The organism is Jannaschia aquimarina (assembly GCF_000877395.1).
Lineage (GTDB): Bacteria > Pseudomonadota > Alphaproteobacteria > Rhodobacterales > Rhodobacteraceae > Jannaschia > Jannaschia aquimarina.
Genome location: NZ_JYFE01000004.1, coordinates 1 through 25911, shown reverse-complemented (window position 1 = coordinate 25911; position 25911 = coordinate 1). Strand labels below are relative to the sequence as shown.

Genomic DNA, 25911 nt, shown 5'->3' with positions numbered 1-25911 from the left:
GCGTCGCCGAAGTGCACTTCCCTGAAACGAGCGACTTCGCCAGAGCAAGGTATGCGGCTCTGCGCAGGATGCTGTATGCTTCGATCTAGCTGCTCAGTTTATTCTTAAGACGACATCTCACGATCGATCGCCCGAGAGAATGCATTCGCTTCGTCGGCGATCCGGTTCAATTGTTCGAACGCAAGAAGCTCGTCCCGTCGATGATGCCAACGACCGCCATTGACACCTAATCGTCGGGCCAGAAAACCCAGTTCGGTCCATGCCTGATCGACGAACGGCTCGATGTCGGACTCGACCGACAAAGAGCGGATGGTGTCTCCCAACAGCAACGTATAGCGCATTGCACGATGAACTGACGGAGGATGTTGCCCGTGGTAGCTTACGGCTGACTGCTCTGCATCCAGATCTAGAGCAAGAAAGGTCACGGGGCCCGCCAGGAGCCGAAGAAAAAGCTCGCTGGTGAGGTGGTCTGGTTCCAGTGCGCTCGATCCCTCGCCCCGTTCCGCGCGAAACCACGAGGTAGCGTTCAAGCACATCTCAAGCGCCGTCGCGTCGGCATCGAACTCCAAAAGCTGCAATAGCTTCGAACCCACCACGGCCTCTGAGGCCATTCCGAAGGCCTCATCGATAAAGTCGTGACCGGACGCATCGCGGTAGCGCCGAACATGACGCCGACGGAGATGCGCGATCTCATGGAAAATGACGAACTCTACTGCTCGCCCAAAGGCCTCCAAAAAGTAGGCCGACCTTTTGTCGTTCGCCACGACCCATGGCCCGCCGGGGACGTCCGCATCGGGTCCCGGCCGTTTCCACGCAAAACGGCTCGCCAAAAAGACCGATCCCGCAACAACGCGCGCCAGTGCATCCCAGAGTCTTGTCAGCAGTCCGCCATGTATGAACACGGCGCCCACCGCACCAAGATCGAACGCGCGGGCGTTGGCTTTCAGGGAACTCGGCAATAGCCAAATCTCGAAGTCCGGCCCGCCCAGCTTGTGCCTAGCGATGAAGGAACGGTTCTGCTCAAGAGCCTGAGCGGCTACCGAGAAAGCAGGGCACCCATGGTCAGTCTGATCGATAAGGCTCACTGCGCCGCCCGCTGCCAGCGCGTATGGGTGTTCCTTCCAACCCATGCCGGATCGCCTCCTTCTGTTACCTAGTTCGATGGCCCGTTCAGCCGAACACGTGGTGCGAAGGAGGTCTCCTCGAAGACCTTCAACTCAGACCGACCAAGTTGGATCAGTTCGCTTAAGCGCCCCGCATCTCCCTCGGCGACTTTGCCGTCGGTCGTCAGAACTGACAGTAGCGACAGGATCTGTGGGTTTTGGATATGTGGCAGAAGGCGTTCGATCCGCCGGGCCAACTCAACCATGGTTCCCTTCGGCAGGTGACCACGGCGCTCGAAGGTCGAAAGCAGGCCGCGTGCCGAGGCGATCCTTCGGCTGGGCCAAGGGTGAGAGGTTTCGCTTGCATGCGTCAACGCACTGCGGCGACCTTCTATTGCGGCCAAAGCGATAAATGCCCCTTCCGCAGCCTGTGCCACACGGTAGGGGGGATCAAGGTTACCGTCGGCGCAAATACCAAATCGCGGTCGTCCGGCGACCGTCAGACAGAAGTTCGTTAGTGCCGCACCGTCGGCATCGAGTTCCATTGCCTGAAGCACTTCATGATAAAAGGGATCGTTGGCCGTCAGGCTCAACTCGTCCATGTCGAGCCCTAGAATATCGCGAGCGAAATCGACATGGCCTATCAGCGTGTGAAAGGCTTCGTGCATCCAGACAAACCCGACCGAAAAAAAGGTCATCGAACGCGACCATGCTAGTGCCTGCGGATCTGCGGCTTCCATGATCACCGCCTCGAAACCCTCCGGGTCCTCGGCGGAGGGCGGTGCAGAAAGCAGATAATCGATAGCCGTTGTCCGAGGTTCGAACGCTTCGTCATGCGCCAGCAGCAAAGTTGCGTTCGCGAGGCGCAGAGGAACGCCAAGAGTCATTCCGAACAGATAGCCGGACGACCGGCGCGACGCTGCACCGTTCACCTCCATGTTCTCGAAAAGCCCGCTTTCCGCGGCGTAGGCCTCCCCTCGCCCATTCCGGTCACCCACATAGGAGCGCGTCAGTGTCTCCAGTCCACCGAGGATTTCACCAATCCAACGTTGCGGCGAAGATGGGTGGTCGAAAGCGCGCAGATCGAAGACTCCACCATAGCGTTTTGCAAATGCTTTGAAGTCCTCGGCTGCCTGATCCTGCATCACGACGCGCCGATCGCTCGGCATGCTGATTCCTTCCCGACCTTCATTGACCACGCAAAGAAAAGCGCCACGTAGGGTGACAACAAACCAGCTTCCACGCCGATTTCCGATCCTACGAATACCGCGATCGCGGACAGCAGCGGAACTTGAGACTTCTTCGTGTGGCGTGCAGCTGCTTCTCTCAAAGCTTTGTACTTGGCGTCGTCGGTACAGACTAGAAGGTACATTTCTGATTTGAACGCCTGCCACAGGTCTCCCGGCGCCAAGCCAAGGCTATCTCCCATCATCTCAGATGCAAAACGGTCGGCAATAGCGGGTAAATCAGCATCGATTAAGTCGGGCATGCTTTCATTAATGGTCACTTTCAATGAGCTCTCATCAAAATATTCCTCGACGATCATGCGTTGATCTCCAGTGCGGGTGTTAGCGTTTAGCCGTGCTACAAACTACTTTTCCGACCAGCTCACAGCAGGCCGAGATGAGACGGTAGCGGATCATCCCGTAGGCAGGTCAATGCTTGTTTTGCGATGATGCCGTCCGGCTCTGCAGCGGTGCGCGCGAAGTATTGATCAACTTCGCGCCTAAGGTCCGAAGACTCCGACCCGTCGGCAATGTCCCGGAAGATGTCGATTTCCGGGAAAGCTGGTTCAAACGGAGCCAAGAGTTCGAAGCCGGGTGTGAGAACGTCCTCGAAGTAGTTGCCGCTTGGATTTTCTTTGATCCAGCGTGCTTGGTGACCGACGCCATGGATGATCAGACGGAATTGCGGCGACGGATATCGTACGCTGCTCCCGACGAGTTCCTTAGCTTGCCGCTCCTGCCCGGCGACGAAAAGCGCATAGCCGACAAACTCAGCAAACAGGTTTTCCTTCCCAGTCATGTGTCGCCAACGGCCCAGATGGGATGATCGCGCGAAGGCAAACTCGCTGGAAAGGCTGGCACCGAAGATGTCGGCATCCACTTCGACATCGCGCAAGGGGAAGGCCTTCGACGTCTCTCCAACGCGGCGTACCATCAACTCATCCAAAACGCACAGACCCGCTTGCGACCGATATCGTCGGAGCAATGGCAAATGACCGCGCACGACATGGGAGCATTCATGGAACAGGACAGGCAAATAGACGGACTCGAAGAAGAACAAGAAGCTACCTTCGATCTCCCGGGGAATCTCTGGAATTGCTCCGTTCAAAATCTCTTGCGCACCAAGCGTTTTGAGATCTTCCTCGAACTCCTTGAAAGACAGGGTGAGGCGTCGTTCGGTCCGAAACTCCGAACGAACAAGATGAGCTAGATAGCCGGCCACGATAACCGCCCAAAGCAAGTACCCGGTCGTAAACTCGACTCGATAGTGCCCGGTATCAGGATCGTAGCGAGCGCGTGCATTCAAGGCACCTTCTTCCGACAGCCCTAGCTCAACGATTGCATCTCGCGGAAAATCGTACATCTTCTTGATCTCGGTAAGCGCCGCGGCCGCCGACATCCGGAAGTTGGCGACAGCCAGTCGCAGCGCATCGGACCGGACGTCCGCAAACACGGAAGTCGCAAAATCCGACTGGAAGATACTGACAAAACGCCCTTTGTTGTCAGCCTTCGACATCTACTGCTCTAATGATCCCTTGGTTACTCAAATCAGAGGCTCAGTGACCCTGCGGGCACGCCGGACAGCTTCCGGTGGCACCGAACCCGCCTGCTGCAGAATGTTGCCCAGGAACGCCACCATACGTCGCGTGAGCCGATCAATCCGGCGATTGTCGTCTTCCGTGAAAGACGCGCCCTTGGCGATGCTCTGCGCTTGGTGAGTGGCCATTGCCTCGAATGTCGCGCGCATCCGGGCTTCGGATTCCTGGCGTCTGGTCTCCAGGCTCGCCAGATCGAACCCCGGTTCGACTCCGGCCTTCAGGCATGCCGCCGCCAGACCCGACAGTGCGCCCGCATACCAGCGTTCAAAGATGGCGAAGCCAAGCGGGCCTAGCATGATCCGCGCAAGTTGGCCCAAGGGCGCATCATCCATCAACTCGTCACGCCAGCCCCAGCTCGTGGTGAAGAGATGAAACCCAACTCGGTCGGCATGAATCTCCGCCGCAACACGTGCATCCAGATCAGCAAGCCGCGTTACGCCGCGATGATCAAGCAGACGGTGGCCCAGCTCATGGGCCAGTGCGTAGTCGACCAACGACATGGTCAGATGATCCCTAAGTGGGCCGGGCGCTCCTTCAACCTCCTCGGCATCGGCGAACCACGCCACCTCGCGCTTGACCACGTCCATGGGCGGCTCTCCGGGCACTGACGGATGAAAGCCGTCGGTCGTCAACATGCGCAGGAGTAGATGCTTGAGATAAGACGAGATACGCGTTCCATCGCCTGAACCGTCACCCTCTTCGAGGGCTGCCCATCCTACGCTTTGGCCGCCGATCGTCTCAAGGAAGGCCGCGAAGAGCAGCATCAACGTCTCGTTGAAAACGAAAGGCACAGTGATGAAGTGCAGCCCGTCATGCTCGAGATGAAACGGCGATGCGGTCAGCGCATCGGTCTGAAACGCATAGCGCACGACCACCTTGTCGAGCTGCCAGGCAGGGTCTCGAAAGGGAGATCGATGGAGCATCGAGAGATGTTGGAACGATCTGGATTGGTAGTTGGCCTCGAGACTCTTCTGCCAAACTGCAGGTCCGAAGGCCCAATCATAGTCATGAGCGTCGAAGAAGGCCGGCGTCTTTTCCCGCACGATCTCCATGGCCGCTAGGGTTGCCGGCAAACTCTCCAGGTCGTAGGGCTGCCGGAACAGCGCCGCGCTCGCGCGCCGGTCGTTCACCACAGGGTCGAGGCCATACTTTGCGGCGGCCTCCGCCCAAACCCGTTCGATGCGCTCAGGGGTCAATCGGGTCATAGCCGTCGCAGAACTTCCGGATACCGATCCGCACGACCAAGGCGGCAATGAGCATCTTGTTGATGCCTGAGCCGATGACGGTCGGCACTTCAGCCGCGACCAGCGCCGCTAGGGCAACCATGTCGTTCACGTTGTCGGTTCCGGCCACCGCCGGGTGGCTGGCGATCCGGTCCTTCCCGCAAATCGCCCCCTGCAGTTGCGACCGCCAGCTCATGAGCATCGCCTTGCCCTGCCGCACTTGATCGCCGGGAAACGCATTGGACTGCGGATTTTCGGCGGCAAGACGACGCAGCAACTCATCGGTATCAGTAACTGCTGGATCGACCAAATCCCGGAGCACTCTTTCTTCCGCCATCTACACTACAGGATTGTTCGGATAACTTGATGGACACCCTGACATTAAAGCTCCCTTCGTCGTGGGAAAGCAAGGAAGACTAGGTAGCAGGTCCACCAACCCGGCGCAGCGGCATCAGATCGTTAAACGCGAACGTCGCAGCCGGGTATGCCCGCAAGACAGGTCAGCCCTGTTTCGTCAGGGTCGGTTCGGTCGGCGTCACCCGATGAGACCCGTCCGGAACGGCAGCGAGCGCGTTCAAGATCTGCACCCTATCAAACGGTTGGCAGGTCAACGAATAGGTAGTCCATGACGTTCGCACGCCCCGCCCGCTCGGCCGTGCGGCGGGAGGCGACGTTCAGAACGTCGATCGTGCCGACGAGAAGTGCGGTCGGATCATTGCCTGGCAGGGTGGCGAACGCGGCTTGGGCGGACGCCGCGTAGCCATGCCCCGCGTGCTCGACCGTGACGACCTCCTCCATCACCTCGTCACCGTCAATCCAGTCCACCCCACCCGGTGCGACGGCGAGGAGGCCAACGGGGGCACCGAGGTTCTCTTCCGCTTCGCCACTCGCTCGTCCGAGCGCGGCCGAAACGATCGCATGAACACGGCCCTCCCCGTGCAGCTCGGTCAGGTAGTCCGGCTCGATGGGGGAGACGTTGCGCCGAAGGGCGGGCTCGTCCCGCTCCATAACAGTGAAGCGCTCGCGCACCATCGCCATGGCCTCGTCCGGGTCCGCGAATGCGGTCAGTCGCACGCGGCCGTCGGGGGGCGCCATGTCGCTGTAGCGGGCGACGAACACATGCGTGTCGATGTGAGCGTTCGGGGGAACGGGCGCATCGGGAGGAACGCGAAGGCGCATGTGGAGGGGACCGAACGCGGACCACTCGGACGCGACCGCGTCCGCCAGCTTTGCAAGGCTTTCGGGCCCCAAGCGCGTTGCCCCACCTTCCGAGCCAGCGAAGTCGTGCGCGATCACCTCCACGAACGGGCGCTCGATGTCGTGCCCGTAGAAGCGGATGCCCCCGATCAGAGAGCGCCCTCCCACCCGCACGTGGCGGTGCGCGTAGTCAAACGGTGCAACGCCCGGCAGGTCGATGTGGTCCGAAAACAGCCGCGCGAACTCCGCGCTGCCGATGCGCCCAACCTGCGTACCGAGCCAATCCTCGACCCGCCGCCGACCGAGCGAACCGTAGAGGCGTTCGGCCAGCGCCAGTTGATGAGCGAACGAAGGCCACGCGCTTGGATCGGAGGGGGCGGGGGACATGCGCCAGCCATAGCACGACGAGTGACGGGCGGAACGTCCCACCGCCTATCCCCAAAGGCCCTTTCCAAGCGTCGATCTGCCGGAGAGGGGAGTTCGATCTGTCGGCCGCTCTTCGGTACAGTCCGTGGACTATCTTGTTCGTTTGCGAACCGCGACGCTGACCAATGTTTCGCACTTGGGAGATTGCGTCGTGGAAATACAAAAGATCATGGATGTGACATCGGTCGACGTCGGAGAGATCGCCGGGAGGCTCACGAAGACATTCGCGAAAAGAGCAGCCGAGAGCGACGAGAACGACAGGTTTGTCGAGGCCAACTATGCAGATCTCAAGAATGTCGGCCTGATTTCCGCTGGCGTGCCCCGGGAGCTCGGCGGTGGCGGCGCCGATGTCCGAGCGCTTTGCAAGATGTTGCGTGTCATTTCGGGGGCATGCGGCTCAACCGGGCTCGCCCTGTCGATGCACACCCACCAAGTCGCGATACCGGCCTGGCGCTGGCACCAGCAGCCTACGGCCCGCCCGGTGGTCGAGCCGCTCCTGCGCCGCGTGGCGGACGAGAACATCGTTCTCCTGAGCTCCGGCGGATCGGACTGGATCGACGGGTCGGGAACGGCTGAAAGGATCGAGGGCGGCTACCGGATCACGGCGCACAAGGCCTTCGCATCGGGAGCGCCGGCCGGCGATCTTCTGGTGACTGGAGCGATCCTCGAGGAGGACGGCGACCACACCGTGCTACATTTCGCGGTGCCGCTCGCCGCGCCCGAAGTCACCGTGCTGGACACTTGGCGGACCATGGGGATGCGCGGGACCGGATCGCACGACATCCAGATCGACGGGTTTTTCGTCGCAGACGACAAGATCGCGCTGAAGCGCAAAGCCGGCGAGTGGCATCTCGCGTTCCAGATGATCGCCACAATTGCCTTTCCGCTGATCTATTCCGTCTATTTGGGCATCGCTGAGAGTGCCCGGGAGATCGCGATTGGCCTCGCTGGAATGAAGCCGGTGTCGCACCGCAGACAGTCGATCGCCGGAAGAATGGATACGGCGTTGACCGCAGCGCGCTTGGCTCATGAGCATATGATCGCGACCGTCGAGCGCGACTCGCCATCGGCCGAGACGATAAACGATGTGATGATCGGTCGCCGCCTCGTCGAAGAGAACGCGATCCGTGTCGTGGAGCTGTCCATGGAACTGGCGGGGGGTGTCGGCTTCTACCGAAAGAGCGAACTCGAACGCAAATTTCGAGACATTCAAGCTGCGCGCTACCACCCGCTCCAGAAAGAGGTTCAGGCCGAGTATGCAGGCGCCATGGCACTGGGCCAGCCCATCGAGCGAATATTCTAGCAGCCCGCGCCGCCGGGTGGACGAGCTCCAAGGCATTGCGCGTCGGGCCGAGTGGGTGCGCCACGGGCGGCTTCTCATCGGGGCGGAACGGCGTTTCCGGTAGGCGACACCACTCAAGCGCCATCCGCTGATTCCGACGCGCTCCGGGCAAAGGCCGCCATGCCCTTGGTGGCCGATAATCCCGCGAACTGAGCGATCGGCGACAACATCCATCGGGGAAAGTGACGCGACATGGCTTGCAATATCACGATCGACGGCGTTTTCGGACTAGGAGACCCCCTTTCCGGCATTCGGATCACAGGGACGGCCGAGGATTGCCCCCCCGACCAGATCGAGGGCGGAAGTCCGGTCATCGTCGGCGTGTCGTGCCGTTCGGCCGACGGGCCGTTCACCGAGATTGGTGCCGAAATGCAATCGGACGGCACATGGGAAGCCATCTTTCCCGCGCCGCCCGATGGATGCGGCTGCGATGAGACGGTCTTCGTGAACGGCCGCTGCGCGACCGTCGAAGGATGTCGCGCCAATCCGGTCGAGCGGGTGCTCAATTGTTTTTGCTGTCCGACCATCGATTTCCGTGCGGACGACGCATCGCCCAACAAGATCTCTACAAGCTGTGATCCACAAGGACGTCGGCTGGTCAGCATCAAGGTTTTTATGTCGAACCAATGCGACACCGGCGTCATGGTGGACGTCGATTGCGGTCCCGGTGGCACGAAGGTGGATGGTGCGTCCATCGGGCTGCTTGGAGGCGCGAGCGCGTCCGAGACCTACGTTTGCCGCTACGATCCGATGGTTACACCGAACCCTAACGCCCGGGTGAAGTTCCTCACGCTGATCGATTTTCAACCCCACGGCTGCCCGCCTGTCCCAATTCCGGTCGGCACATTGGATGTCTGCGGAGATTGCGCGACGGCGCTTGAATTTGAAGTGAGCCGCGACGGGCAGGTCGTTGATCCCGAAAGCGTTGTTTGCCTTCCATCCGGGGACTACGACATCAAGATCACGGCCCCCGCGACCCAAGGAGCGAATATCGGATGGTCAGTCGACGGGCAGTCGGAACCTGAAACGTCCGATACGCTGACGGTCACCCTAGCGGCAGGCCAGGCGGTGGACGTGACAGCGGCGATGGTCGTGCAAGGCTGCCCGCTTCTCTCGGGGTCCGTCGATCTCGAGGCCTGTCTGGACTCTTGTCCGGAAGGTCTCGACCTCGTCGTCCAGGCGGCAGGGGGCGCGGCGGTAGATTTGAGTACCGGATGCCTTCCTCCCGGCACCTATACGGTCGTCGTCACCAATCCGGTGCCGCCACCATGGACCTATGTCTGGACCATAAACGGGATCATCGACACGACCACGAATGGCCCGGCCCACACGGTCGACGTGCCTGCTGGCGCGACGGCGAGCGTGCGTGTCGAGGCCTCCGCGCCCGGATGTCAGACGGTCTCGAACGCCATCGGCCTCGAAGGCTGCACCAGCGGCGGTGGCGGTGGAGGCTTCGGCTGTGACGGGCTTCTGATCGCAGCGATCACCGCGCTCATTATCGGAGGTATTCTGATCGTCGTCGGCGTGTGCACGGGCAATGGGATCGTGACAGGTTTGGGGATTGCATCCGCTGTCGTCGGTCTGGTCCTCTTGGCGCTCTGGGTCATTTTCTGCCGCACGAGCACGTCATGCAGCGTGCTGGCTTCGTTACGATGTCTCTTGAACTGGCTGGTCATCCTCGCGTTGTTCGTGAGCGTTCTCATGGCGATCTTCGGTAGTCTGCCATGCGCGGCGACTGCGGCGCTAACGGGCGTAAGCTGGGGCAGCCTCAGCGTGTTGCTGACCGATGTGATGGTTTCGGCCGGGTGCAAGATCGGCACATGCCTGTTGCCGAGTTCGACGGGTACGGTGACCCGGAGGTCGTCCGCAGACCGGCGCGGCAGGGGGCAGATGTTCCGGGACTGAATTTGCGAGTGTCACCGGATGCTATCACAGCCGCCCCGTAGGCTCGTGCATGGTATCCGGCCTGCGCTTTGCGTGGGGCGCGAAATGGCTGCCGCGGAGCCAAACGCCCAAGTGTCCAGCCATCGCCCTGCTGCCGTCCACGGTGACTGAGCCGCAATCGACCGCGCGGGAGAACCTGTCTTGGCCGAGCCAGATCGCCGTCATCGTCCGAAGGTCGGTCGAAACGTAGAGGTCCACGCCGAATCCAGGCTCGTCGGAGCAAAGATCGATCGTCCCGTCCGGCTCGATCACCAGCCACCAGTATCGGTCGTGGAGGGAGAGTTCGGGGTATTCGAACGCGATCACGCGCCGTGCGGCGCTCAGCGGGTCTGGCACGACGGTGCGGTGCATGTCCCACATCAGGAGCCGAGGATCGGCATTGTCGAGGCTTGGCTCGGTCTCGATCCAGTGCTGCCCCCACACGCCCAAGGCCTCGACAACAGGGGCGAGATCGCGGCCCGATTGGGTCAGCCCGTAGCGCGAGGACAGGCCCTCTCCAGTATGGAGGACGATGCCGGAGGCCTCCAGTTCGCGCAGGCGCTTGGACAGGAGCGCGGGCGACATGCGCGGCACGCCGCGGCGCAGTTCGCCGAAATGGGTTGAACCCACCATCAATTCACGCAGGAGGAGCACGGTCCAGCGCGTGCATACGATCTCGGCCGCCATCGCGACTGGGCAGAACTGCCCGTAGCTACCTCGCATGTGAAGAACCTCCGGACCGGAGCCTACACGCCGAAGAGCCATTCCCATAGTTCAGTTTGTGAACCCCAAGGTTCAGTCGCTGTACTGGACGTGGACGGCGCAGGGCAACCAGAATGCATGGCTGGGGACGATGCCGGAACCCTGTGCGATGCCGGCGCTGCGTGGAGGTTGAAGCAATGAAACGGGAACGAATTACCACGATGCGCCGCCTGCGTGAGATCGTCGGCGAGCCCAGCCATCGCGTGACCGGTAAGGAGATCGATCACATCGATGGTATCTGCGAGCGCTTCATCGCCGCCTCGTCTTACCTGCTTGTCGGCTCGCGGGGCGCCGACGGCAGGATGGACGTATCCCCGCGCGGCGATCCGGCTGGGTTCGTCCAAGTGCTTGACCCGAAGACGCTCGCGATTCCCGACCGGCCGGGTAACAAGCGAATCGACACGTTCGAGAATTTGCTGACCGATCCGGAGGTCGGCTTGTTATTCCTCATACCCGGTTATGCCTTAACGCTGCGGGTGAGCGGTACGGCTTCCATCGTTCGCGATCCCGACCTTCAATCTTCCATGGCGGTGAACGGGCGAGAGCCGCATCTCGTTATGCTCGCCACCGTCTCGAAAGCCTTCATGCACTGCGCGAAGTCGATCGCGCGGGGCGGCATGTGGACACCGGATCAATGGTCCGACACCAGCGACGTGCCAAGCCTCGCGGAGGCCATGGTCGCGCATGCGGAACTGTCCGAGAGTACGTCGCGGATGCAAGCGATCATTGATGACGACTTCGAAGAACGGATGTATTAACAGGCAGCTCGCAAAAAAACCCTCTTGCGAGCCCTGAACCGCCCCGGGTTTGTCGGAGGCGATTTCGTTTGAGTTACGCTGCGTTGGCCATGTCGTCCATCTGCGCGTCGTAGTTTGCCTCGGCTTCGGCCGGCGGGATGTTCCCGATGGGCTCGAGCAGGCGTCGGTGGTTGAACCAGTCCACCCATTCGAGCGTGGCCAGTTCGACCGCCTCCAGGGATCGCCAGGGCCCGCGGCGCCGGATGAGCTCGGTCTTGAAGAGACCGATCACGGTCTCGGCGAGCGCGTTGTCGTAGGAATCTCCCACGCTGCCCACCGAGGGCTCGATGCCGACCTCGGCGAGGCGCTCGGTGTACTTGATGCTCAGATACTGGCTTCCGCGGTCGCTGTGGTGGACTAGGCCGCTCGGCTTGGCAGGCCGACGCGCGTGGAGCGCTTGCTACAGGGCATCGAGGACGAAGCCAGCGGTCGCAGAACTACTGACGCGCCATCCCACGATCCGACGGGCGTAGGCGTCGATGACGAAGGCAACGTAGACGAAGCCGCGCCAGGTGGCGACGTAGCTGAAATCGCTGACCCACAGCCGGTTCGGGGCGGGCGCGCTGAAGACGCGGTTCACCTTGTCTCTGGGGCACGGCTGCGCCGGGTCGGGTACCGTGGTGCGCACCGTCTTGCCGCGCACCGCGCCCTGCAAGCCCATGGCACGCATCAAGCGTTCCACCGTGCACCGGGCCACCTCGAAGCCCTCGCGCCGCAGCTGGCGCCAGACCTTCCGCGCGCCGTAGACCCCGAAGTTCTCGGCATAGACGCGGGCGATCTCAGGGCGCAGCGTCTCGTCCCGCTTGGTGCGGGCCGATCTCTTCGAAGGGTCGCGTCGCGCAGCGACATGCGCATGACACGTCGACGGGGCGATCGGCAGTTGCCGGCAGATCGGCTCGACCCCGTAGAGCCCGCGGTGAGCGTCGATGAACGCGATCATGTCTTCGATCGGCGGTCGAGCTCCGCCGCCGCGAAATACGCAGATGCCTTCCTGAGGATCTCGTTGGCCTGCCGAAGCTCGCGGACCTCGCGCTCCAGAGCCCTCAGACGCGCTCGTTCCTCGGCCATCTGCTGCGCGTCCGCCTGCTCGGCCTTACCCACCCAACCTTGCAAGGTCTGTGCCGTGCAGCCGATCTTCTCCGCCACCGAACGCACCGCCGACCAGCGCGAGGGGTGATCGGGCAGAGCCTCCCGCACCATCCGAACCGCGCGCCCGCGCAGTTCAGCCGAATACTGCGGCCGGCGCCGCTTCCCCGTTCCGTCCGTCATAGCCCCATCCTCTCAAGATCAGGAGCCTCCGACAAACCCGGGGCGGTTCACCCCTCGCGCCCTTGCTCGGACGTAGTTTACTGATTGAGCGGTTTGCGGGCAGCGTTTCTCCCCAACGTGTCAAATGAGTATGCACGCGTGACGCTGGGGTCCTGCTTTAGGGGATCGGATCGGGCCGCGTCACGCGATGAAACTCATACAGAACAGACCCATTCGTGCCGGATACATGCACTTCGGGAACGCGCTCGCGGCCGTTCTCTATGAGCCTTACCGGGTAACAGCGCCGGAGGGGCTCATTGGAAACAGATTCCCGTCACGCGGGCATGCCCAGATGGAATCCGTATGATATGCAGCGCCTTGATCATGCCAGCGGGGTCTAGAGCATCAGACCAGAGTACTGGATCGACAGCATGGTCCCGTCCAAGACTAGCGTATTATCGAGACCGGAAGACGGCCTTCTCGGCTGACGTGGCGAGGGTCGTTCGGAGCGGCCGCGCCCGGGATCGGTCTCATGCCAAGACCGCATGGACGAGGCGGCCGATATCGGTGTCGCGCGTCCCGTCGTCCTCTACCGCGTTTGCGATCCCTTGGGTGGCGGCGAAAAGAAGGCGGGCCGTGTCGAGTGCACCCGGGCGATCGAGCGTCGTCGCGATCGCGGCCTCGAGTCGCGCGTCCAGTGCGGCGAAGACGGCCCCGGCCGTACGGTCCTTCGCAGCGAAGAGTTCCGCGGCGTGGATCGAGTCGCGCACCGTGCGCGCGACCAGGGCGTGCTTGGCGACGAGCGCGGCAGCGACGCGGTCCGGCACGGTCCCATCCGTATCCAGCGCCGCATCGAACGCCGCCTCGATCTCCTCCGCCACCGCCCGCGCCACCGCAAGGAAGACGGCGTCCTTGTCAGGGAAGTAGCCATACACCGTGACCTTCGACATGCCCACGGTCGCGGCGACGGCTTCCATCGTCGTGGCGCGGAAGCCGCGTTCTACGAACAGATCCCGCGCCGCCGCGACGATCTTGGCGCGCCGGGCGCGCTTGACGGGCGACAGGAATGTCTCGGGGTGGTCGTCCATGTCGGTATCGGCTCGTCCTCTTGCGCAATTATGAACGTAAAGATATCTAGTCGTTCATATCGTATCAATGGGACCGTTCCGCCATGTCGCCGTCTGCCGCACCGCTCACCGTGCTCGTCACAGGGGCCAATGGCTTCATCGCATCCCACGTCGTCGAGCGCCTGCTCCGGGCCGGCCACTCGGTCACCGGTACAGTGCGCGACCCCGCCGACAAGTCCAAGACCGCGCATCTGCGCGCGATGGAGGGCGCGGGCGAGCGGCTGACGCTCGTGGCCGCCGACTTGACGGACCCCGACCCGTTCTCGGCGCATATGGACGTGAACGTCGTGATGCACATGGCGAGCCCCTATGCGGTGGACGTGGATGATCCGCAGCGGGACCTCGTCGACCCGGCAGTGAAGGGCACGCGTTCCGCCCTGGAGGCTGCGGCCAAGTCGCCGCGCGTGCGCCGCGTAGTCCTGACCTCCTCCATGGCGGCGATCAGCGACGAGCCGGACGGGCGCGTGCTGACCGAAGGCGACTGGAACGGCGCATCTTCGCTGACGCGCAACCCGTACTACTACTCCAAGACCCTGGCCGAGCGGGCGGCCTGGGCGTTCCTGGAGCAGAAGACGCCCGGCTTCGACTTGTCGGTTATCAACCCGTTCCTGGTGGTGGGGCCGTCACACACCAAGGCGATCAACGCGTCGAACCAGATCCTCGTGGACATCCTGAACGGGGTCTATCCGGCGGTGATGGACCTCGACTGGGGCTTCGTCGATGTGCGCGATGTCGCCGACGCCCATGTCGCCGCGATGGACCCGGCCGTGCCGCAGGGGCGGTACATCGCCGCCTCGGGCAACATGACCATGGCCGAAGTCGTCGCCCTGATGCGGGCCGAGGGCTATAGCCACGCGAAGCTGCCCCGCCTGTCACTGGCCAACAGCATCGGCAGCGCGGTGATGAAGCTGGCCAGCTACACCCAGCCCAAGGGCGTCGGTTCCTACCTGCGCACCCATCTCGGCCGGCACCCCCGCTTCGACAACACCCGCGCCCGCGACGTGCTGGGCATCGACTTCCGCCCGCCCACCGAGAGCGTCCGAGACACGCTCGCGGATCTCACCCGCTGGGGCCACGTCCCGCAGCCGCGCAAAGAGGCCGCGTGATGCTGCGCATTCTGAAGTGGGTCGCGGGGCTGATTGTCGTCGCGCTGGTCGTCGGCCTTGTCGCCATGAAGATCGTCTACGGCAGGGGCACGCCCTTCCCGAACGTCGCGACCGAACCATCATTCCCTGCGGACTCGGTCGAGATCGCCATCGAGACGGAGCTGCCGCCCGGCATGGTCAGCGTCTCGCCGCAGGGGCGGGTATTCTTCACTCTCCATCCGTTCCACCGACCCCAGGACCATGTCGAGCACCTCGTCTTCGAATGGGCGGACGGCGCCGCGCGCCCGGTCGCACCTGGCCTGGCCGACCGGCTCCACGGCGTGTTCGGCATCACGGCCGACGCGCAGGGCCGTCTCTGGGCCGTCAGGCCGGGCGCCATGGAGGGCCGTCCGACCGAGGTGCTGGCCCTCGACCCGGACGCGGGCGAAATCGTCTACGCGTTCGAGTTCCCCGAGGGCACCGCGGGCTTTGCGCAAGACCTGCGCGTCTCGGCGGACGGGCGCTACGTGTTCCTCGCCGATACCGGCCTGCTGCGCTTCACCGCCGCCGCGCTCCTCGTCCTCGACACCGAGGGCGACCGTTGGCGGCAGGTGCTGACGGACCACGAGACCACGGCCCCGCAGGACTGGGTTATGCGCCGCACCGACGGGCGGCCCTACAGGCTGGGCTACGGGCTGGTGACGTTCCAGGTCGGCGTGGACGGGATCGCCCTCTCGGCGGATGGCGACTGGCTGACCTACGCGACGATGACGCATGACGGCGTGTTCCGGGTGCCCACAGCGCTGCTAGCGGATTTCGAGACGACCGACGCCGAAATCGCCGCCGCGGTCGAGCGCGTCGGCCCCGGGCCCACGAGCGACGGGATCGAGACCATGCCGGATGGCGGCACCGTCATCACCGATGTCGAGAATGGCGGCCTCGCGGTGCTCGGCCCGGACGGGGCGCTGCGCACCCTCGTCGCCCGGGGCGACGTCGACTGGGCCGACAGCGTCTCGGTTGGCCCGGACGGGGCCGTGTGGTTCACCGACAGCGAGCTGACCGCCCTGCTCGGCCCATTCGGCGAACCCGCGAGCCTGGAGGAGATGCGGGCGGCCGGGCCCTTCGCGATCTACCGGATCCCCAGGGAGTCGCGATGAAACACGCAGGCTTGGTGCCTAGGTCTGAACGATCCCGGTCCACTGCTTATGCCGGTCTCCTTCCGGCTCCGGCATGGCGCATCCTCATCCCGCATGTCCGATGTCGGGCGACCCACGACGACCGGTCTCCCCCAGTTGTTTTTGCATGGCCCCGGGTGAACGTACCTATCGGCTATGATCGGGTGACGCCGCTGATCCGTTCCGGGAGGGTCATTCCGGTCGGTGTAATCCGATGACACCCGTCCGGGACGGTCGTGATCGCGTCCCAGATGTGCGGCCTGCAACGACGATTTGATCACGGTGAGAAATCGCTAGATTACGATGAGAACGAGGTCCGCGCCTCCTTCGGCGTCGTCCCGAACCGCGCCTTGAACGCCCGGCCCATATGCGCCTGATGGGCGAAGCCGCAAGCGGCGGCGACCTGCGCGAGCGGCAGGCGCCGCTCGGCGATCAGCAGGCGCGCCCGCTCGCAGCGGCGCGCCATCACGTAGGCGTGGACCGGTTGGCCGATCTGGTCCTTGAAGCAGGCGGCGAACCACGAGGGTGACATGGCCGCCTCGCTGGCGATGAGGGCCACGGAGAGGTCGTCGCTCAGATGCGCCTCGATGTAGTCCACGGCGCGCGCAATGCGGGCGTCCGTCCCGCCGGTCGGCGCGCAGGGGCCGCGCTTCGTCGCGAGGCCGACGGCCCGTGCAGTCAGCGCGATGGCGAGGCCCTCGACATAGAGCCGGTCCGGATCGCCCCGGCGCAGGTGGTCGAGGGCGAGCCGACTCAGTTGCAGGGCGACGGGATCCATGAGGGAGGCCATGTCGAACGTATCCTCCAAGCGGTCGTCCCAATCCTCGGCCGCGAGCGCCGGCAGGCGGCCATCGTCCACCTGAATGAGGAGTTCCCAGTCGGAGTTGGCGGCCACGATCTCGTGATGGCTGCCGCCCGCGTAGACGTCGAGCGCGGGGCGCCGAGGAAGATGAGATCGGTGACGAATATCTCGTCCATTGAGGTTCAGGCGGTGCAGCGCACTCGGCTGGACGGAGGGGGCCACGTTGATGAAGAATGGAACGTCGCGCATGTCGAGTTCGACCGGCCCCGGCGGGAGGGCGACGACCGACATGCCGCTGATCGTGCAGACATGCGCTCGGGGCGAGGTATACGGGGTAAACGACCCCGTTTGGCCGAGGGCGCGGAACGCGTGGTCGTCCTTTGCTCTTCCTTGTTCCATGGCGGTCAGGGTTTTCATGACAGGGCGATATCGTCGTCCCACTGCACCTTAGCACGATCCGGCCGCGCGATGTCGGTATCCGGGCGCTTCCGTCGGATCAGGCAAGGTTTCAGTCGATCGAGACTATGAAGCTGGCTGTCGTCCGAAGGATGCGCCTGCCTGGGCGAACTTGCGGCGACCAGCCTCATGGGTGCGATGCGTGGGCGGCGCCGCATCGCCGCCGCTAAAAGATGACGGTTCTGGCCCGGGCAGGTGTCACGCCGAAGCGTCGCTTGAAGGCCCGTCCCATATGGGCCTGGTGCGCGAAGCCGCATTCGACAGCGATCTGCGCGAGCGACAGGCGCTGCTCCGCAATCAGTAGACGGGCCCGCTCGCACCGGCGCTCCATGACATAGGCGTGGACCGACCGTCCCATCTGTCCGCGGAAAGACGCGGCGAACCAGGACGGCGACATCGCGGCATTCCGCGCGATGCCGGCCACGGACAGGTCATCCGCGATATGCGCCTCGATGAAGTCGACCGCACGTGCGATCCGCTTGTCGGTTCCGCCAGTGGGCGGCGTGTCCCCGCGCCCGGTCAGGAGCCCCACGGCGCGCGCCGTCAGCGCAATCGACAAGCCCTCGACATAGAGCCGGTCGGCGGCGCCTTGTCTGAGATGGTCGAGTGCGAGGCGGCCGAGTTGAACCGCGACGGGGTCCGCCGAGGACACCATGCCGACATCCAATCTGTCCCGGTCGTCCCACGCCTCCGGAACGATGTCGGGCAGGGTGCCCTTCGGCACCTCGACCATCAGGTGCCAACCGCGGTTCGAGGCGGACACTTCGTGCTCGCTTCCGCCCGTAAAGAGATCGAAGGCGGGCTGACTCTTAACCAGCGAGCGATCCCGCAGATCCTGCCCGTCGAGCGTAAGACGGTCGATCCGCGGCCGGTGCGGGGTCGGGGCGACGGTCATGAAGAACGGCACGTCGTGCATCCGGACCTTTACCCGACCCGGCGGCAGCGCGGTCACGGTCATCCGCGTCACGGGGCAGACATGCGCGCGTGGGGACGCGTGCGGAGCGAAGGCTTCGGCGCCGTCAGGGACGTTCAGGGCGTAGTCGTCCATCCGTGCATTCCTCCGCAGCCGACCGGCGAGGTGGTCCAGGCGCATGCTCGCTTGTTCAAATAGCACGAAACGACTTCGATTGCTCCCATTGCGATGGGGTCAATCGCTACGGGCAAAGCTTCCATCGGTTCGCGCAAAAGAGCGTCCTACGAAGTGTACCCGACGCCTCTACCGTTAGGGCCGATCACGATCCGATGGAGAGGACCCCATGAAAAACCACCCTTTTGCTTTGCTGCGCACCGCGTTTGCGGCCGCCGCGCTCGCTTTCGCCGCAGTGCCTGCGGCTCTTGCCCAGAATGCCCCTGTCGAGGAGCTCGGCCAGCGCCTCCTCGACCGCGACGATACGGTATTCCTGATGCTCGACCATCAGGCCGGGCTGATGCAAATCGTCAACGACATCGATCCCACCCAGCTGCGCCGCAACGTGGCGGCCAAGGGCAAGGTGGCCGAGTTCTTCGGCATTCCCGTCATCGCCTCGACCTCCGTGCCCGAGGGGCCGAACGGCCCGCTCATCCCCGAGGTGCTGGAGAACGCACCCTCGGCGGAGGTGATCGATCGCGCCGGCCCAATCAACGCTTGGGACGACGCGCGCATCCGCACGGCCGTGGAGGCGACGGGGCGCAACACCATCGTCATCTCGGGTATCCTGACGAGCGTCTGCGTGGCCTTCCCCGCCATTGAGATGGCGGCCGAGGGATACCACGTCATCGCCGCGATCGACGCGTCGGGCGACTATTCCGACCTCGCCTCGCAGACGACCATCGCGCGCCTTCAGCAAGCCGGCGTGGTGGTCGAGAGCACGTTCTCGATCCTCAGCCAGATCCACGACACCTGGGATGAAGAGAACACGCCGCTGATGGCCGAGGCCTATTCTTTGGTCACGCCCGAATACGGTGCCGTGCTGGAGAGTTACTTCGCGACCGCCCAGCCGTCGAACTGAGACCGTGGCGTGGACGGACTTCGTCCGCGCCCGTACCTCCTGCCCGCGGGACTGATCCTATCGGTGCCGTACCCCGCGGGCGGGCTGGCCCGGCGGCCCTCTCCCCGCCGCCGGGCCCGATCTGAGGCCCAAACCTGCAGGAGTAATCCATGACCCAAGCCCCCGCCCGCCCCGCTCCGCGCTTCGCGCTCGACCGCCGGTCCTTCCTGTCCGCCTCCGCAGCGCTCGGCGCCGCGACAGCCGCCGGTCCCGCCCGCGCCCAAAGCGGCGAGGCGCCCGCCGAGATCGTCGTCGTGAACGCGCGCATCACTACGATGGACCCGGACCGCCCCGAGGCCACCGCGCTTGCCGCCCGCGACGGCGTGTTCGTCGCCGTCGGGACGGAAGCCGATGTCGCGCCCTTTCGCGGCGCCTTCACCACCGTGATCGACGCGGGCGGCCGCCGCCTGATCCCCGGGTTGAACGACAGCCACACCCATTCGATCCGGGGCGGGGTGAATTACACCTACGAGGTCCGCTGGGACGACGTGGACAGCCTCGAGGAAGGCCTGCACCGTCTGCGCGAGCAGGTCGCCCGCACCCCCGAGGGCCAGTTCGTCCGCGTCGTCGGCGGCTTCTCGGAGCATCAGTTCAAGGAGAAGCGCCTGCCCACCGTGGCCGAGCTGAACGCCATCGCGCCCGACACGCCCATCCTTGTTCATCACCTCTACAAGCTGACGCTGATCAACGACGCCGCCATCCGCTATTTCGGCTACGATCAGCCCGGCCACCCGACCTATCCGGGCGGCACCATCGAGAAGGTGGACGGCGACCCGACCGGCCGGTTGCTGGCGACACCCTCCGGCCTCCTGATGTACCGCACGCTGGTGGCCGCCCCGAAGCTCAGCATCGACGAGCAGGTCAACTCCTCGATCCAGTACATGGATGAGCTGAACGCGCTCGGCATCACCTCCGTCTCGGATGCGGGCGGGGGCGGCATGGAGTTCCCCGACGCCGATGCCTACGCCGTGACCCACTGGCTGCACGAGCGCGGGTTGATGACTGTGCGCACCGGCTACCACACCTTCCCGCAGATCAAGGGTGAGGAATACGACGACTACGATCGGTGGACGCGAGAATGGACGCCGCAGCAGGGCGACGACATGCTTAAGCTGGTGGGCGGGGGCGAGAACCTGTCCTGGGCGTCTTACGACTTCGAGATCTTCGGCGAGCCGATCCCCGACATCGACTCGGACGCCGAGGAGATCCAGCACCGGATCATGACCCTGCTGGGCGAGCGGCAATGGCCCTTCCGCCAGCACATCACCTATGGCCAGACCGCCGACCGGCTGCTCAACGTCTATGAGGACGTGGCCGCGGGGGCGGGTCTGACCGAAGGCTGGTTCATCGACCATGTCGAGACCTTCACGCCCGCGCATCTGGAGCGGATCGCGGCCCTGGGCGGCGGCATCAACATCCAGAATCGGCTGCAATTCCAGGCCGAGGATTTCGTCGAACAGCACGGGATGGATGAGTTGCAGCGCACCCCGAACTTCCGCGCGATCCTCGACCTGGGCGTGCCGGTGGGCCTCGGGACGGATGCCACCCGGGTCGCCAGCTACAACCCCTGGTTCGCGCTGCAATGGCTGTCGACAGGGCTCAGCCGCGGCGGGATGCGCATGTATGGCGATGACAATCTGCTGGACCGCGAGGAGGCGTTGCGCCTCATGACGGTGGGATCGGCCTGGTTCACCGGCGATGCGGGTCGGAAGGGCGCCATCGTGCCGGGGCAGATGGCGGATTTCGCCATTCTGGACCGCGACGTCTTCGCCGTCACCGATGCCGAGATCGCCAAGATCACCGCCGACCTGACGGCCGTGGGCGGCACGGTCGTCCACGCCAAGGGCGCGTTCGCCGCCCGCGACCTGCGCCACGTGCCCCCCATCGCGCCGGACTGGTCGCCGGTGGTCGATTATTCGGAGATGGGGCGGGGATGAAAGGCTTCGGCGATCGCGCGTTGGTCGCGCGACCACCAACCAGGGACGCGATGACAGGATACGCGACGCATCCGCTGTACTCTGGCAGACCCGTCAGCCTTCCGTCGGTCCCGTGGCGGCCGAGACGCAGCATCAGCATAGAACCCGTGCGCAACCGCGCGGAGCCGGAGGCTGCTTCTGCGCGTCATCGGTCCGACACCTGCGACCCGACCGGAAGGAGCTTCCGATGACCCCGACCCGCCGCCACGTCCTTGCCGCCCTAGGCGCCGCCGTCGCCACAACCGTCCTGCCACGCGCCGCCGCCGCGCATCACGGCACGCTGATTCCGGCCCTGCGCGAGGGCGGGCACGTCGTCTACTTCCGCCACGCCGCGACGCAGTGGTCGGGCATCGACCGCATCGAATGGCCCCGCGAGCGGCAGCGCCTGCTCTCGGCCGAGGGCGAGCGGCAGGCGCGGGTGATCGGGGCGGCTTGGGACGAACGCGGCATCGTGGCCGGGGAGGTCTGGGCCTCGCCCTTCGCCCGCTGCGCCGACCACGCACGGATCAGCTTCGGGCATGCGACCGAGGACATGCGCCTCATCGGCCTGCTATCGGACGATGACGGCCGGGGGGAGCGGGTCGCCTTCCTGCGCGACTTGGTCACGGCCCCGCCCGCGCCCGGAACGAACCGCGTGATTGTCTCGCATCGCTCGAACATCAACGCGGTGGCGGGCGTGACCTTGGCGGAAGGCGAAGGCGTGGTGCTGACCCCCGACGGTGCGGGAGGCTTCGCCACGCGCGGCACATTCATGCCGGACGAATGGGCCGGGTGAAACGTCACGCCAAGTATGGTCGAGAGACGAGGGCGTTCTGTTTCGCAAGGGTCGGACCCGGTCGCGTCGCGTGATGAGACACGTAGAGAACGATGGCGGACCGTCTCCAACCTGCACTCGACTGAAGCGCTTCCGAATGCGTTGCGCATCTTCATGACGAGGGGCGGTGCGTAGGCACCGCCCCTTGTGTCCTCAATACGGCAGCTTCACCCGCCGGTCATCACGGTGATGTCGCCTTCGGCCCAGATGTTGTCGATCACCATGCGGTCGATCAGCCAGCGGCGGCCGGTTTCGTCCGCGGTGTCGCGGCTGAGATCGAGGTGGTAATCGTTCATCATCTTGAAGTTGCGATCCCGGACACCTTCGGGAAAGTGCTGCGCCTCGACGATGGCATAGAGGGACGCGCTGTCTCCATCCACATCGACGCGGACGTTGGTGACGGAATGCGACGTCGTGTAGGCGCCGGCGAAGGGGACGAGGCCGCCGACGAGGTTCTCACGCCCCTCGATGATCGGGAACTGCATGCCGACCTTGGCGGCCGCCGGGGTGAAGTCGACCAGAGCGGCGTCGGCGAAGGCGGACCCGATCAGGGCGCCGTCGTCGGTATCCATTCCGTTGACGAAGCGGAGCAGGGCGTCGGCGACGTTTGCCGAAATATCGGCCGGCGCAGTGGCCGTTGTCGCGGCGTCCTGGGCGAAGACGTTCGACGGGACGAGGACGGGAGCCGCGATCAGGGCGGCGGCGAAGAGGGTCTTGAGGATCATGGTCTTGCTCCTTGTGATGCGGCCGACGGTGGTCGACCGGCTTCGAGTACGGGATCGGTGGTCTCAGCCTCGGAGGGTGAGGCCGCCGTCCGGATAGATCGTGGACCCGGTCATGGAACGGTTCCGCATCAGCATAACGAAGGTCTCGGCGATGTCCTCGGGTTGAGCGACGCGTTGCGCTGGCAGGCCGCGCGCCGTGTCGGCGTAGAGGTCATCGGTCCCGTCGCCGAAGAGCCCACGGATCAGCGGCGTGTCGGTCAGGCCCGGCGACACCGCGTTGACCCGGACCGGCCCGACCTCGACGGCCAGCGCCCGGGCGAGACCTTCCAGGCCCGATTGGATCGCAGCGAGCGTCGAGGCGCCCGGGATGGGCCGTTGTGAGAACGCCCCCGACATGAAGGTCAGCGACGCGTCCGATCCGCCGCTCGCCGTCTCGACCAGCCGGGCGACGGCCTGTCGGGCGATCCGGTACTGACCCCAGAACTTGGCGTCGAAGTCGGCACGGACCTGTTCTATGTCGGCCTCTGTGAAGGGATAGAACCCCGGCCCCGGCCCGGTGATCCCGACATGGTCGACCGACCGCCCGTCGAAGAGAGCGGCGATGCCGGCCTCGTCGGCGAGGTCAAGCTGGATCGCCTCGGCTCCGCCCAACGCGACGGCGGCGCGGTTCAGCTTGTCCGTATCCCGGCCCGTGATCGTCACATGGGCCCCGTCTTCCATGGCCAACCGGGCGGTGGCCAGTCCGATACCGGAGGACCCTCCGATGACCAGGACATGTCTGTCTTTGAGATGTGCCATTGATTTGGCCTCCATTGCGTTCGTGTCGCAAGGAGAGATGGCAGACTGGCGGGCTGCCGATAATCGGCGTATCCGAAGAGCCACCATCAACGATATCGTTGCAATAGGGGGAAGGGATTGGACCAACTCGACGACCTCGCCGTCTTCGTGGCCGTCGCCGAGACGGGCGGCTTCAGCGCCGCGGCCCGCCGATTGGGCGCCACGACGGCCGGCACCTCGAAGAGCGTCGGTCGTCTGGAGGACCGCCTCGGCGTCCGGCTGTTTACCCGCACCACACGTCGCGTCGTCCTGACCGAGGAGGGCACGCGGTTCTACGAGCGCGCCCGCGACATCACCGAAGCGATGGCCGATGCCGAGGAGGAGGTGCGCAGCGCGTCCCGGGGCCTGAGGGGCCGGATCCGCATCGACCTGCCCGTGGTCTTCGGCCGTCGCCACGCGGTCCCGCTCCTGCTGGACTTCGCCCGGCGCCACCCCGAGGTCGCGCTCGACATGCGGTTCGACGATCGCCCCTCGGATCTGATCGGGACGGGGCGCGACCTGGCCATCCGCTTCGGCGATCTGACCGATAGCGGCCTGCGCGCGCGCCGCGTCGGCACGGCCCGCACGGTTACGGTCGCCTCGCCCGACTACATCGCCGCGCATGGGCGACCGGGCGCGATCGAGGACCTCGATGCGCATGTCTGCGCCACCTTCGTCTTCAAGGGGTCGGGCCGCGCCTATCGCTGGCGGTTCGAGGTCGACGGCGAGGCGGTGTCCTTCGACACGGCCCAAACTCTGTGCGTCGATGACGGCGAAGCGCATCGCAGCGTCGCCCTGTCCGGCCTGGCGATCGTGCAGGATCTGCGGTTCCACTTCCAAGAAGATCTCCGAGACGGCACCCTGGTCGAAGTACTGTCGCATGCGGCCGGGGCGGGCATGCCCATCCAGGTCGTCCATCCCGAGGGCCGGCACCTTCCCGCGCGGGTGCGGGCCTTGATCGATCATCTCGTGGATGGTCTGGATGGCTTCGAGACCTGATCTCGCGCGGCTGCTGGAATTAAGGACTGTTCGTTGAAGGTGATTGTCCGATCCGACCGATTATCGCGCAGCACATGCCGGTGCATGTCCAAAGCTTCGATATAGGAGACCGGACATGACAGCTCATGCCACGACCACCATGACGAAATCCCCCGCGACGAACCCGACCCCCTGGCCTGCGACGGATCCGGGAAAGCTGCAGCTCTTCACCGAACACACGCCTAACGGGGCGAAGGTGTCGATCGCGCTCGAGGAGTTCGGCCTGCCCTACGAGGTCCACCACGTACGCCTCGCCGACAAGCAACAGAAACATCCGGCCTTCGTCGCTCTGGCCCCGAACGGCAAGATCCCCGCGCTGATCGATCCGGACGGACCGGACGGCGCCCCGATCGCTCTGTCTGAGAGCGGCGCGATCCTCCTCTACCTCGCCGAGAAAACCGGACGCCTCATGCCCACGGATGCCCGCGGGCGGTTCGAGGTGACGCAATGGCTTATGTTCCAGATGGCCTCGGTCGGCCCGATGTTCGGGCAGTTCGGCCACTTCCACCACGTCATGGCCGGCAAGTCGGACGACCCGTATCCTGCGGAGAAATACGCCGAAGAAGCCCGTCGCCTTTACGGCGTCATCGACAATCGCCTCGACGGCCGACCCTGGATCGCCGGCGACGCCTTCGGCATCGCCGATATCGCGCTCGCCCCTTGGATCTGGTGCCTGGAGGAGATCTATCGCGGCGGTGACAGGATCGGCGCGGATGGGTTCGCCAACCTGCGGGCCTGGTACGACCGCATTACCGCACGACCATCGTGGAAGCGTGGACTCTACGCGGCGAAACCGCACGGACGATGACAGTCCTCGCAGAGGTTTCACTCGTGTATGCGGCGGTTACGGGCGGGATCTGTTTCGCAGGGGTCGGATCGGGCCGCGTCACGCGGTGACACCCGGCTGCAACCATGCCGAGCGCCACGCGAGGCTGCACTCGATTGGAGCATCGAGGAGCCGCCGGGGATAGTTCGGACGTCAAGGCGCCGGATGGACGCTCGATGGATAAGACCCTCGAGATTAT

At 64.6% G+C, this 25911-nt stretch carries 23 protein-coding genes, 1 pseudogene and 1 other annotated feature; of the genes and pseudogenes, 10 read left to right on the top strand and 14 right to left on the bottom strand.

The annotated features are described in order from the left end of the window. Positions 1-104 precede the first annotated feature (104 nt). From jaqu_RS00650 to jaqu_RS00620, 7 genes are all read right to left on the bottom strand, one after another. Positions 105-1130 (bottom strand): hypothetical protein, encoded by a 1026-nt coding sequence (locus tag jaqu_RS00650; RefSeq protein WP_043916995.1) that lies wholly within the window; start codon positions 1128-1130, stop codon positions 105-107. Positions 1131-1153: 23 nt separating this feature from the next. Further along, on the bottom strand, positions 1154-2251 hold the full coding sequence (locus tag jaqu_RS00645; RefSeq protein ID WP_161793809.1) for a hypothetical protein: 1098 nt from the start codon (positions 2249-2251) through the stop codon (positions 1154-1156). Then, positions 2248-2649 carry a hypothetical protein gene (locus tag jaqu_RS00640; RefSeq protein WP_043916993.1) on the bottom strand — a complete coding sequence of 134 codons (402 nt, stop codon included), beginning with the start codon at positions 2647-2649 and terminating at the stop codon, positions 2248-2250. Before jaqu_RS00640 ends, jaqu_RS00645 begins: the two co-directional genes overlap by 4 nt. Before the next feature lie 62 nt (positions 2650-2711). Further along, positions 2712-3845, bottom strand: a complete 1134-nt coding sequence (locus tag jaqu_RS00635) for a hypothetical protein (protein WP_043916992.1) — start codon at positions 3843-3845, stop codon at positions 2712-2714. Positions 3846-3872: 27 nt separating this feature from the next. Then, positions 3873-5132 carry a hypothetical protein gene (locus jaqu_RS00630; RefSeq protein WP_043916991.1) on the bottom strand — a complete coding sequence of 420 codons (1260 nt, stop codon included), beginning with the start codon at positions 5130-5132 and terminating at the stop codon, positions 3873-3875. Then, entirely contained in the window at positions 5113-5487 is a 375-nt protein-coding gene (locus jaqu_RS00625; RefSeq protein ID WP_141134396.1) for a hypothetical protein, read from the bottom strand. Before jaqu_RS00625 ends, jaqu_RS00630 begins: the two co-directional genes overlap by 20 nt. Before the next feature lie 254 nt (positions 5488-5741). Continuing rightward, a complete protein-coding gene (locus tag jaqu_RS00620; protein ID WP_043916989.1) occupies positions 5742-6734 on the bottom strand; it encodes a hypothetical protein in 993 nt (330 codons plus the stop codon). Between the two features lie 190 nt (positions 6735-6924). On the opposite strand from jaqu_RS00620, the gene jaqu_RS00615 reads away from it, so the two are divergent. Together jaqu_RS00615 and jaqu_RS00610 are read left to right on the top strand one after the other, a co-directional pair. Then, complete coding sequence (locus tag jaqu_RS00615) at positions 6925-8076, top strand: acyl-CoA dehydrogenase family protein (protein WP_236687698.1); 1152 nt, start codon at positions 6925-6927, stop codon at positions 8074-8076. Positions 8077-8307: 231 nt separating this feature from the next. Further along, the gene (locus tag jaqu_RS00610) at positions 8308-10020 is read left to right on the top strand and encodes a hypothetical protein (RefSeq protein WP_043916987.1); all 1713 of its coding nucleotides are present in this window, start codon (positions 8308-8310) and stop codon (positions 10018-10020) included. A 24-nt stretch (positions 10021-10044) separates the two neighbouring features. On the opposite strand, the gene jaqu_RS00605 is transcribed toward jaqu_RS00610, so the two are convergent. Continuing rightward, on the bottom strand, positions 10045-10761 hold the full coding sequence (locus jaqu_RS00605) for a winged helix-turn-helix transcriptional regulator (protein ID WP_043916986.1): 717 nt from the start codon (positions 10759-10761) through the stop codon (positions 10045-10047). Between the two features lie 176 nt (positions 10762-10937). Between jaqu_RS00605 and jaqu_RS00600 the strand changes: the two genes are divergently transcribed. Next, positions 10938-11558 (top strand): MSMEG_1061 family FMN-dependent PPOX-type flavoprotein, encoded by a 621-nt coding sequence (locus jaqu_RS00600; RefSeq protein WP_052500685.1) that lies wholly within the window; start codon positions 10938-10940, stop codon positions 11556-11558. 73 nt (positions 11559-11631) lie between these two features. Here jaqu_RS00600 and jaqu_RS20915 read toward each other — a convergent pair. Both jaqu_RS20915 and jaqu_RS20340 read right to left on the bottom strand, forming a co-directional pair. After that, positions 11632-12866 (bottom strand): annotated as a pseudogene (locus tag jaqu_RS20915) (IS3 family transposase). Beyond that, positions 12463-12579 (bottom strand) — a sequence feature (AL1L pseudoknot). (Overlaps the previous pseudogene by 117 nt.) Before the next feature lie 509 nt (positions 12867-13375). Continuing rightward, complete coding sequence (locus jaqu_RS20340; protein WP_052500684.1) at positions 13376-13933, bottom strand: TetR/AcrR family transcriptional regulator; 558 nt, start codon at positions 13931-13933, stop codon at positions 13376-13378. Positions 13934-14016: 83 nt separating this feature from the next. Between jaqu_RS20340 and jaqu_RS00575 the strand changes: the two genes are divergently transcribed. Both jaqu_RS00575 and jaqu_RS22195 read left to right on the top strand, forming a co-directional pair. Further along, positions 14017-15078: an SDR family oxidoreductase gene (locus jaqu_RS00575; protein ID WP_043916981.1), complete on the top strand. Its 1062-nt coding sequence runs from the start codon at positions 14017-14019 to the stop codon at positions 15076-15078. Continuing rightward, positions 15078-16214, top strand: a complete 1137-nt coding sequence (locus jaqu_RS22195; protein WP_043916980.1) for an SMP-30/gluconolactonase/LRE family protein — start codon at positions 15078-15080, stop codon at positions 16212-16214. The genes jaqu_RS00575 and jaqu_RS22195 overlap by 1 nt, the downstream gene beginning before the upstream one ends. 316 nt (positions 16215-16530) lie before the next feature. Here jaqu_RS22195 and jaqu_RS20335 read toward each other — a convergent pair whose 3' ends face one another. Together jaqu_RS20335 and jaqu_RS20330 are read right to left on the bottom strand one after the other, a co-directional pair. Continuing rightward, complete coding sequence (locus tag jaqu_RS20335) at positions 16531-17451, bottom strand: AraC family transcriptional regulator (protein WP_084629234.1); 921 nt, start codon at positions 17449-17451, stop codon at positions 16531-16533. A gap of 205 nt (positions 17452-17656) precedes the next feature. After that, positions 17657-18538: a helix-turn-helix domain-containing protein gene (locus jaqu_RS20330; RefSeq protein WP_052500682.1), complete on the bottom strand. Its 882-nt coding sequence runs from the start codon at positions 18536-18538 to the stop codon at positions 17657-17659. Positions 18539-18746: 208 nt separating this feature from the next. Here jaqu_RS20330 and jaqu_RS00555 point away from each other — a divergent pair, with 208 nt between their 5' ends. From jaqu_RS00555 to jaqu_RS21270, 3 genes are all read left to right on the top strand, one after another. Beyond that, positions 18747-19478 carry an isochorismatase family protein gene (locus jaqu_RS00555; RefSeq protein ID WP_084629230.1) on the top strand — a complete coding sequence of 244 codons (732 nt, stop codon included), beginning with the start codon at positions 18747-18749 and terminating at the stop codon, positions 19476-19478. Between the two features lie 149 nt (positions 19479-19627). Further along, positions 19628-21454, top strand: coding sequence for an amidohydrolase (locus jaqu_RS00550; protein WP_052500681.1), 1827 nt, complete (start codon positions 19628-19630; stop codon positions 21452-21454). A gap of 226 nt (positions 21455-21680) precedes the next feature. Further along, positions 21681-22268, top strand: coding sequence for a histidine phosphatase family protein (locus jaqu_RS21270; protein WP_043916979.1), 588 nt, complete (start codon positions 21681-21683; stop codon positions 22266-22268). Between the two features lie 206 nt (positions 22269-22474). On the opposite strand, the gene jaqu_RS00540 is transcribed toward jaqu_RS21270, so the two are convergent. Beyond that, a complete protein-coding gene (locus jaqu_RS00540) occupies positions 22475-23032 on the bottom strand; it encodes a nuclear transport factor 2 family protein (protein WP_052500680.1) in 558 nt (185 codons plus the stop codon). Between the two features lie 63 nt (positions 23033-23095). Continuing rightward, the gene (locus tag jaqu_RS00535) at positions 23096-23830 is read right to left on the bottom strand and encodes an SDR family oxidoreductase (RefSeq protein WP_043917014.1); all 735 of its coding nucleotides are present in this window, start codon (positions 23828-23830) and stop codon (positions 23096-23098) included. 117 nt (positions 23831-23947) lie between these two features. On the opposite strand from jaqu_RS00535, the gene jaqu_RS00530 reads away from it, so the two are divergent. Both jaqu_RS00530 and jaqu_RS00525 read left to right on the top strand, forming a co-directional pair. Further along, positions 23948-24847, top strand: coding sequence for a LysR family transcriptional regulator (locus tag jaqu_RS00530; protein WP_043916978.1), 900 nt, complete (start codon positions 23948-23950; stop codon positions 24845-24847). A 115-nt stretch (positions 24848-24962) separates the two neighbouring features. Then, a complete protein-coding gene (locus jaqu_RS00525; RefSeq protein ID WP_084629222.1) occupies positions 24963-25694 on the top strand; it encodes a glutathione S-transferase family protein in 732 nt (243 codons plus the stop codon). Positions 25695-25911: the final 217 nt, after the last annotated feature.

Excerpts from the sequence above, each read along its gene's own strand:
- jaqu_RS00610 (WP_043916987.1), top strand. The coding sequence starts at position 8,308 with ATGGCTTGCAATATCACGATCGACGGCGTTTTCGGACTAGGAGACCCC.
- jaqu_RS00555 (WP_084629230.1), top strand. The coding sequence starts at position 18,747 with ATGAAAAACCACCCTTTTGCTTTGCTGCGCACCGCGTTTGCGGCCGCC.
- jaqu_RS00540 (WP_052500680.1), bottom strand. The coding sequence starts at position 23,032 with ATGATCCTCAAGACCCTCTTCGCCGCCGCCCTGATCGCGGCTCCCGTC.
- jaqu_RS00575 (WP_043916981.1), top strand. The coding sequence starts at position 14,017 with ATGTCGCCGTCTGCCGCACCGCTCACCGTGCTCGTCACAGGGGCCAAT.
- jaqu_RS00630 (WP_043916991.1), bottom strand. The coding sequence starts at position 5,132 with ATGACCCGATTGACCCCTGAGCGCATCGAACGGGTTTGGGCGGAGGCC.
- jaqu_RS00650 (WP_043916995.1), bottom strand. The coding sequence starts at position 1,130 with ATGGGTTGGAAGGAACACCCATACGCGCTGGCAGCGGGCGGCGCAGTG.
- jaqu_RS00605 (WP_043916986.1), bottom strand. The coding sequence starts at position 10,761 with ATGCGAGGTAGCTACGGGCAGTTCTGCCCAGTCGCGATGGCGGCCGAG.
- jaqu_RS20335 (WP_084629234.1), bottom strand. The coding sequence starts at position 17,451 with ATGAAAACCCTGACCGCCATGGAACAAGGAAGAGCAAAGGACGACCAC.
- jaqu_RS00635 (WP_043916992.1), bottom strand. The coding sequence starts at position 3,845 with ATGTCGAAGGCTGACAACAAAGGGCGTTTTGTCAGTATCTTCCAGTCG.
- jaqu_RS00600 (WP_052500685.1), top strand. The coding sequence starts at position 10,938 with ATGAAACGGGAACGAATTACCACGATGCGCCGCCTGCGTGAGATCGTC.
- jaqu_RS00535 (WP_043917014.1), bottom strand. The coding sequence starts at position 23,830 with ATGGCACATCTCAAAGACAGACATGTCCTGGTCATCGGAGGGTCCTCC.
- jaqu_RS21270 (WP_043916979.1), top strand. The coding sequence starts at position 21,681 with ATGACCCCGACCCGCCGCCACGTCCTTGCCGCCCTAGGCGCCGCCGTC.
- jaqu_RS00525 (WP_084629222.1), top strand. The coding sequence starts at position 24,963 with ATGACAGCTCATGCCACGACCACCATGACGAAATCCCCCGCGACGAAC.
- jaqu_RS00640 (WP_043916993.1), bottom strand. The coding sequence starts at position 2,649 with ATGATCGTCGAGGAATATTTTGATGAGAGCTCATTGAAAGTGACCATT.
- jaqu_RS00550 (WP_052500681.1), top strand. The coding sequence starts at position 19,628 with ATGACCCAAGCCCCCGCCCGCCCCGCTCCGCGCTTCGCGCTCGACCGC.
- jaqu_RS00620 (WP_043916989.1), bottom strand. The coding sequence starts at position 6,734 with ATGTCCCCCGCCCCCTCCGATCCAAGCGCGTGGCCTTCGTTCGCTCAT.
- jaqu_RS20330 (WP_052500682.1), bottom strand. The coding sequence starts at position 18,538 with ATGGACGACTACGCCCTGAACGTCCCTGACGGCGCCGAAGCCTTCGCT.
- jaqu_RS20340 (WP_052500684.1), bottom strand. The coding sequence starts at position 13,933 with ATGGACGACCACCCCGAGACATTCCTGTCGCCCGTCAAGCGCGCCCGG.
- jaqu_RS22195 (WP_043916980.1), top strand. The coding sequence starts at position 15,078 with ATGCTGCGCATTCTGAAGTGGGTCGCGGGGCTGATTGTCGTCGCGCTG.
- jaqu_RS00625 (WP_141134396.1), bottom strand. The coding sequence starts at position 5,487 with ATGGCGGAAGAAAGAGTGCTCCGGGATTTGGTCGATCCAGCAGTTACT.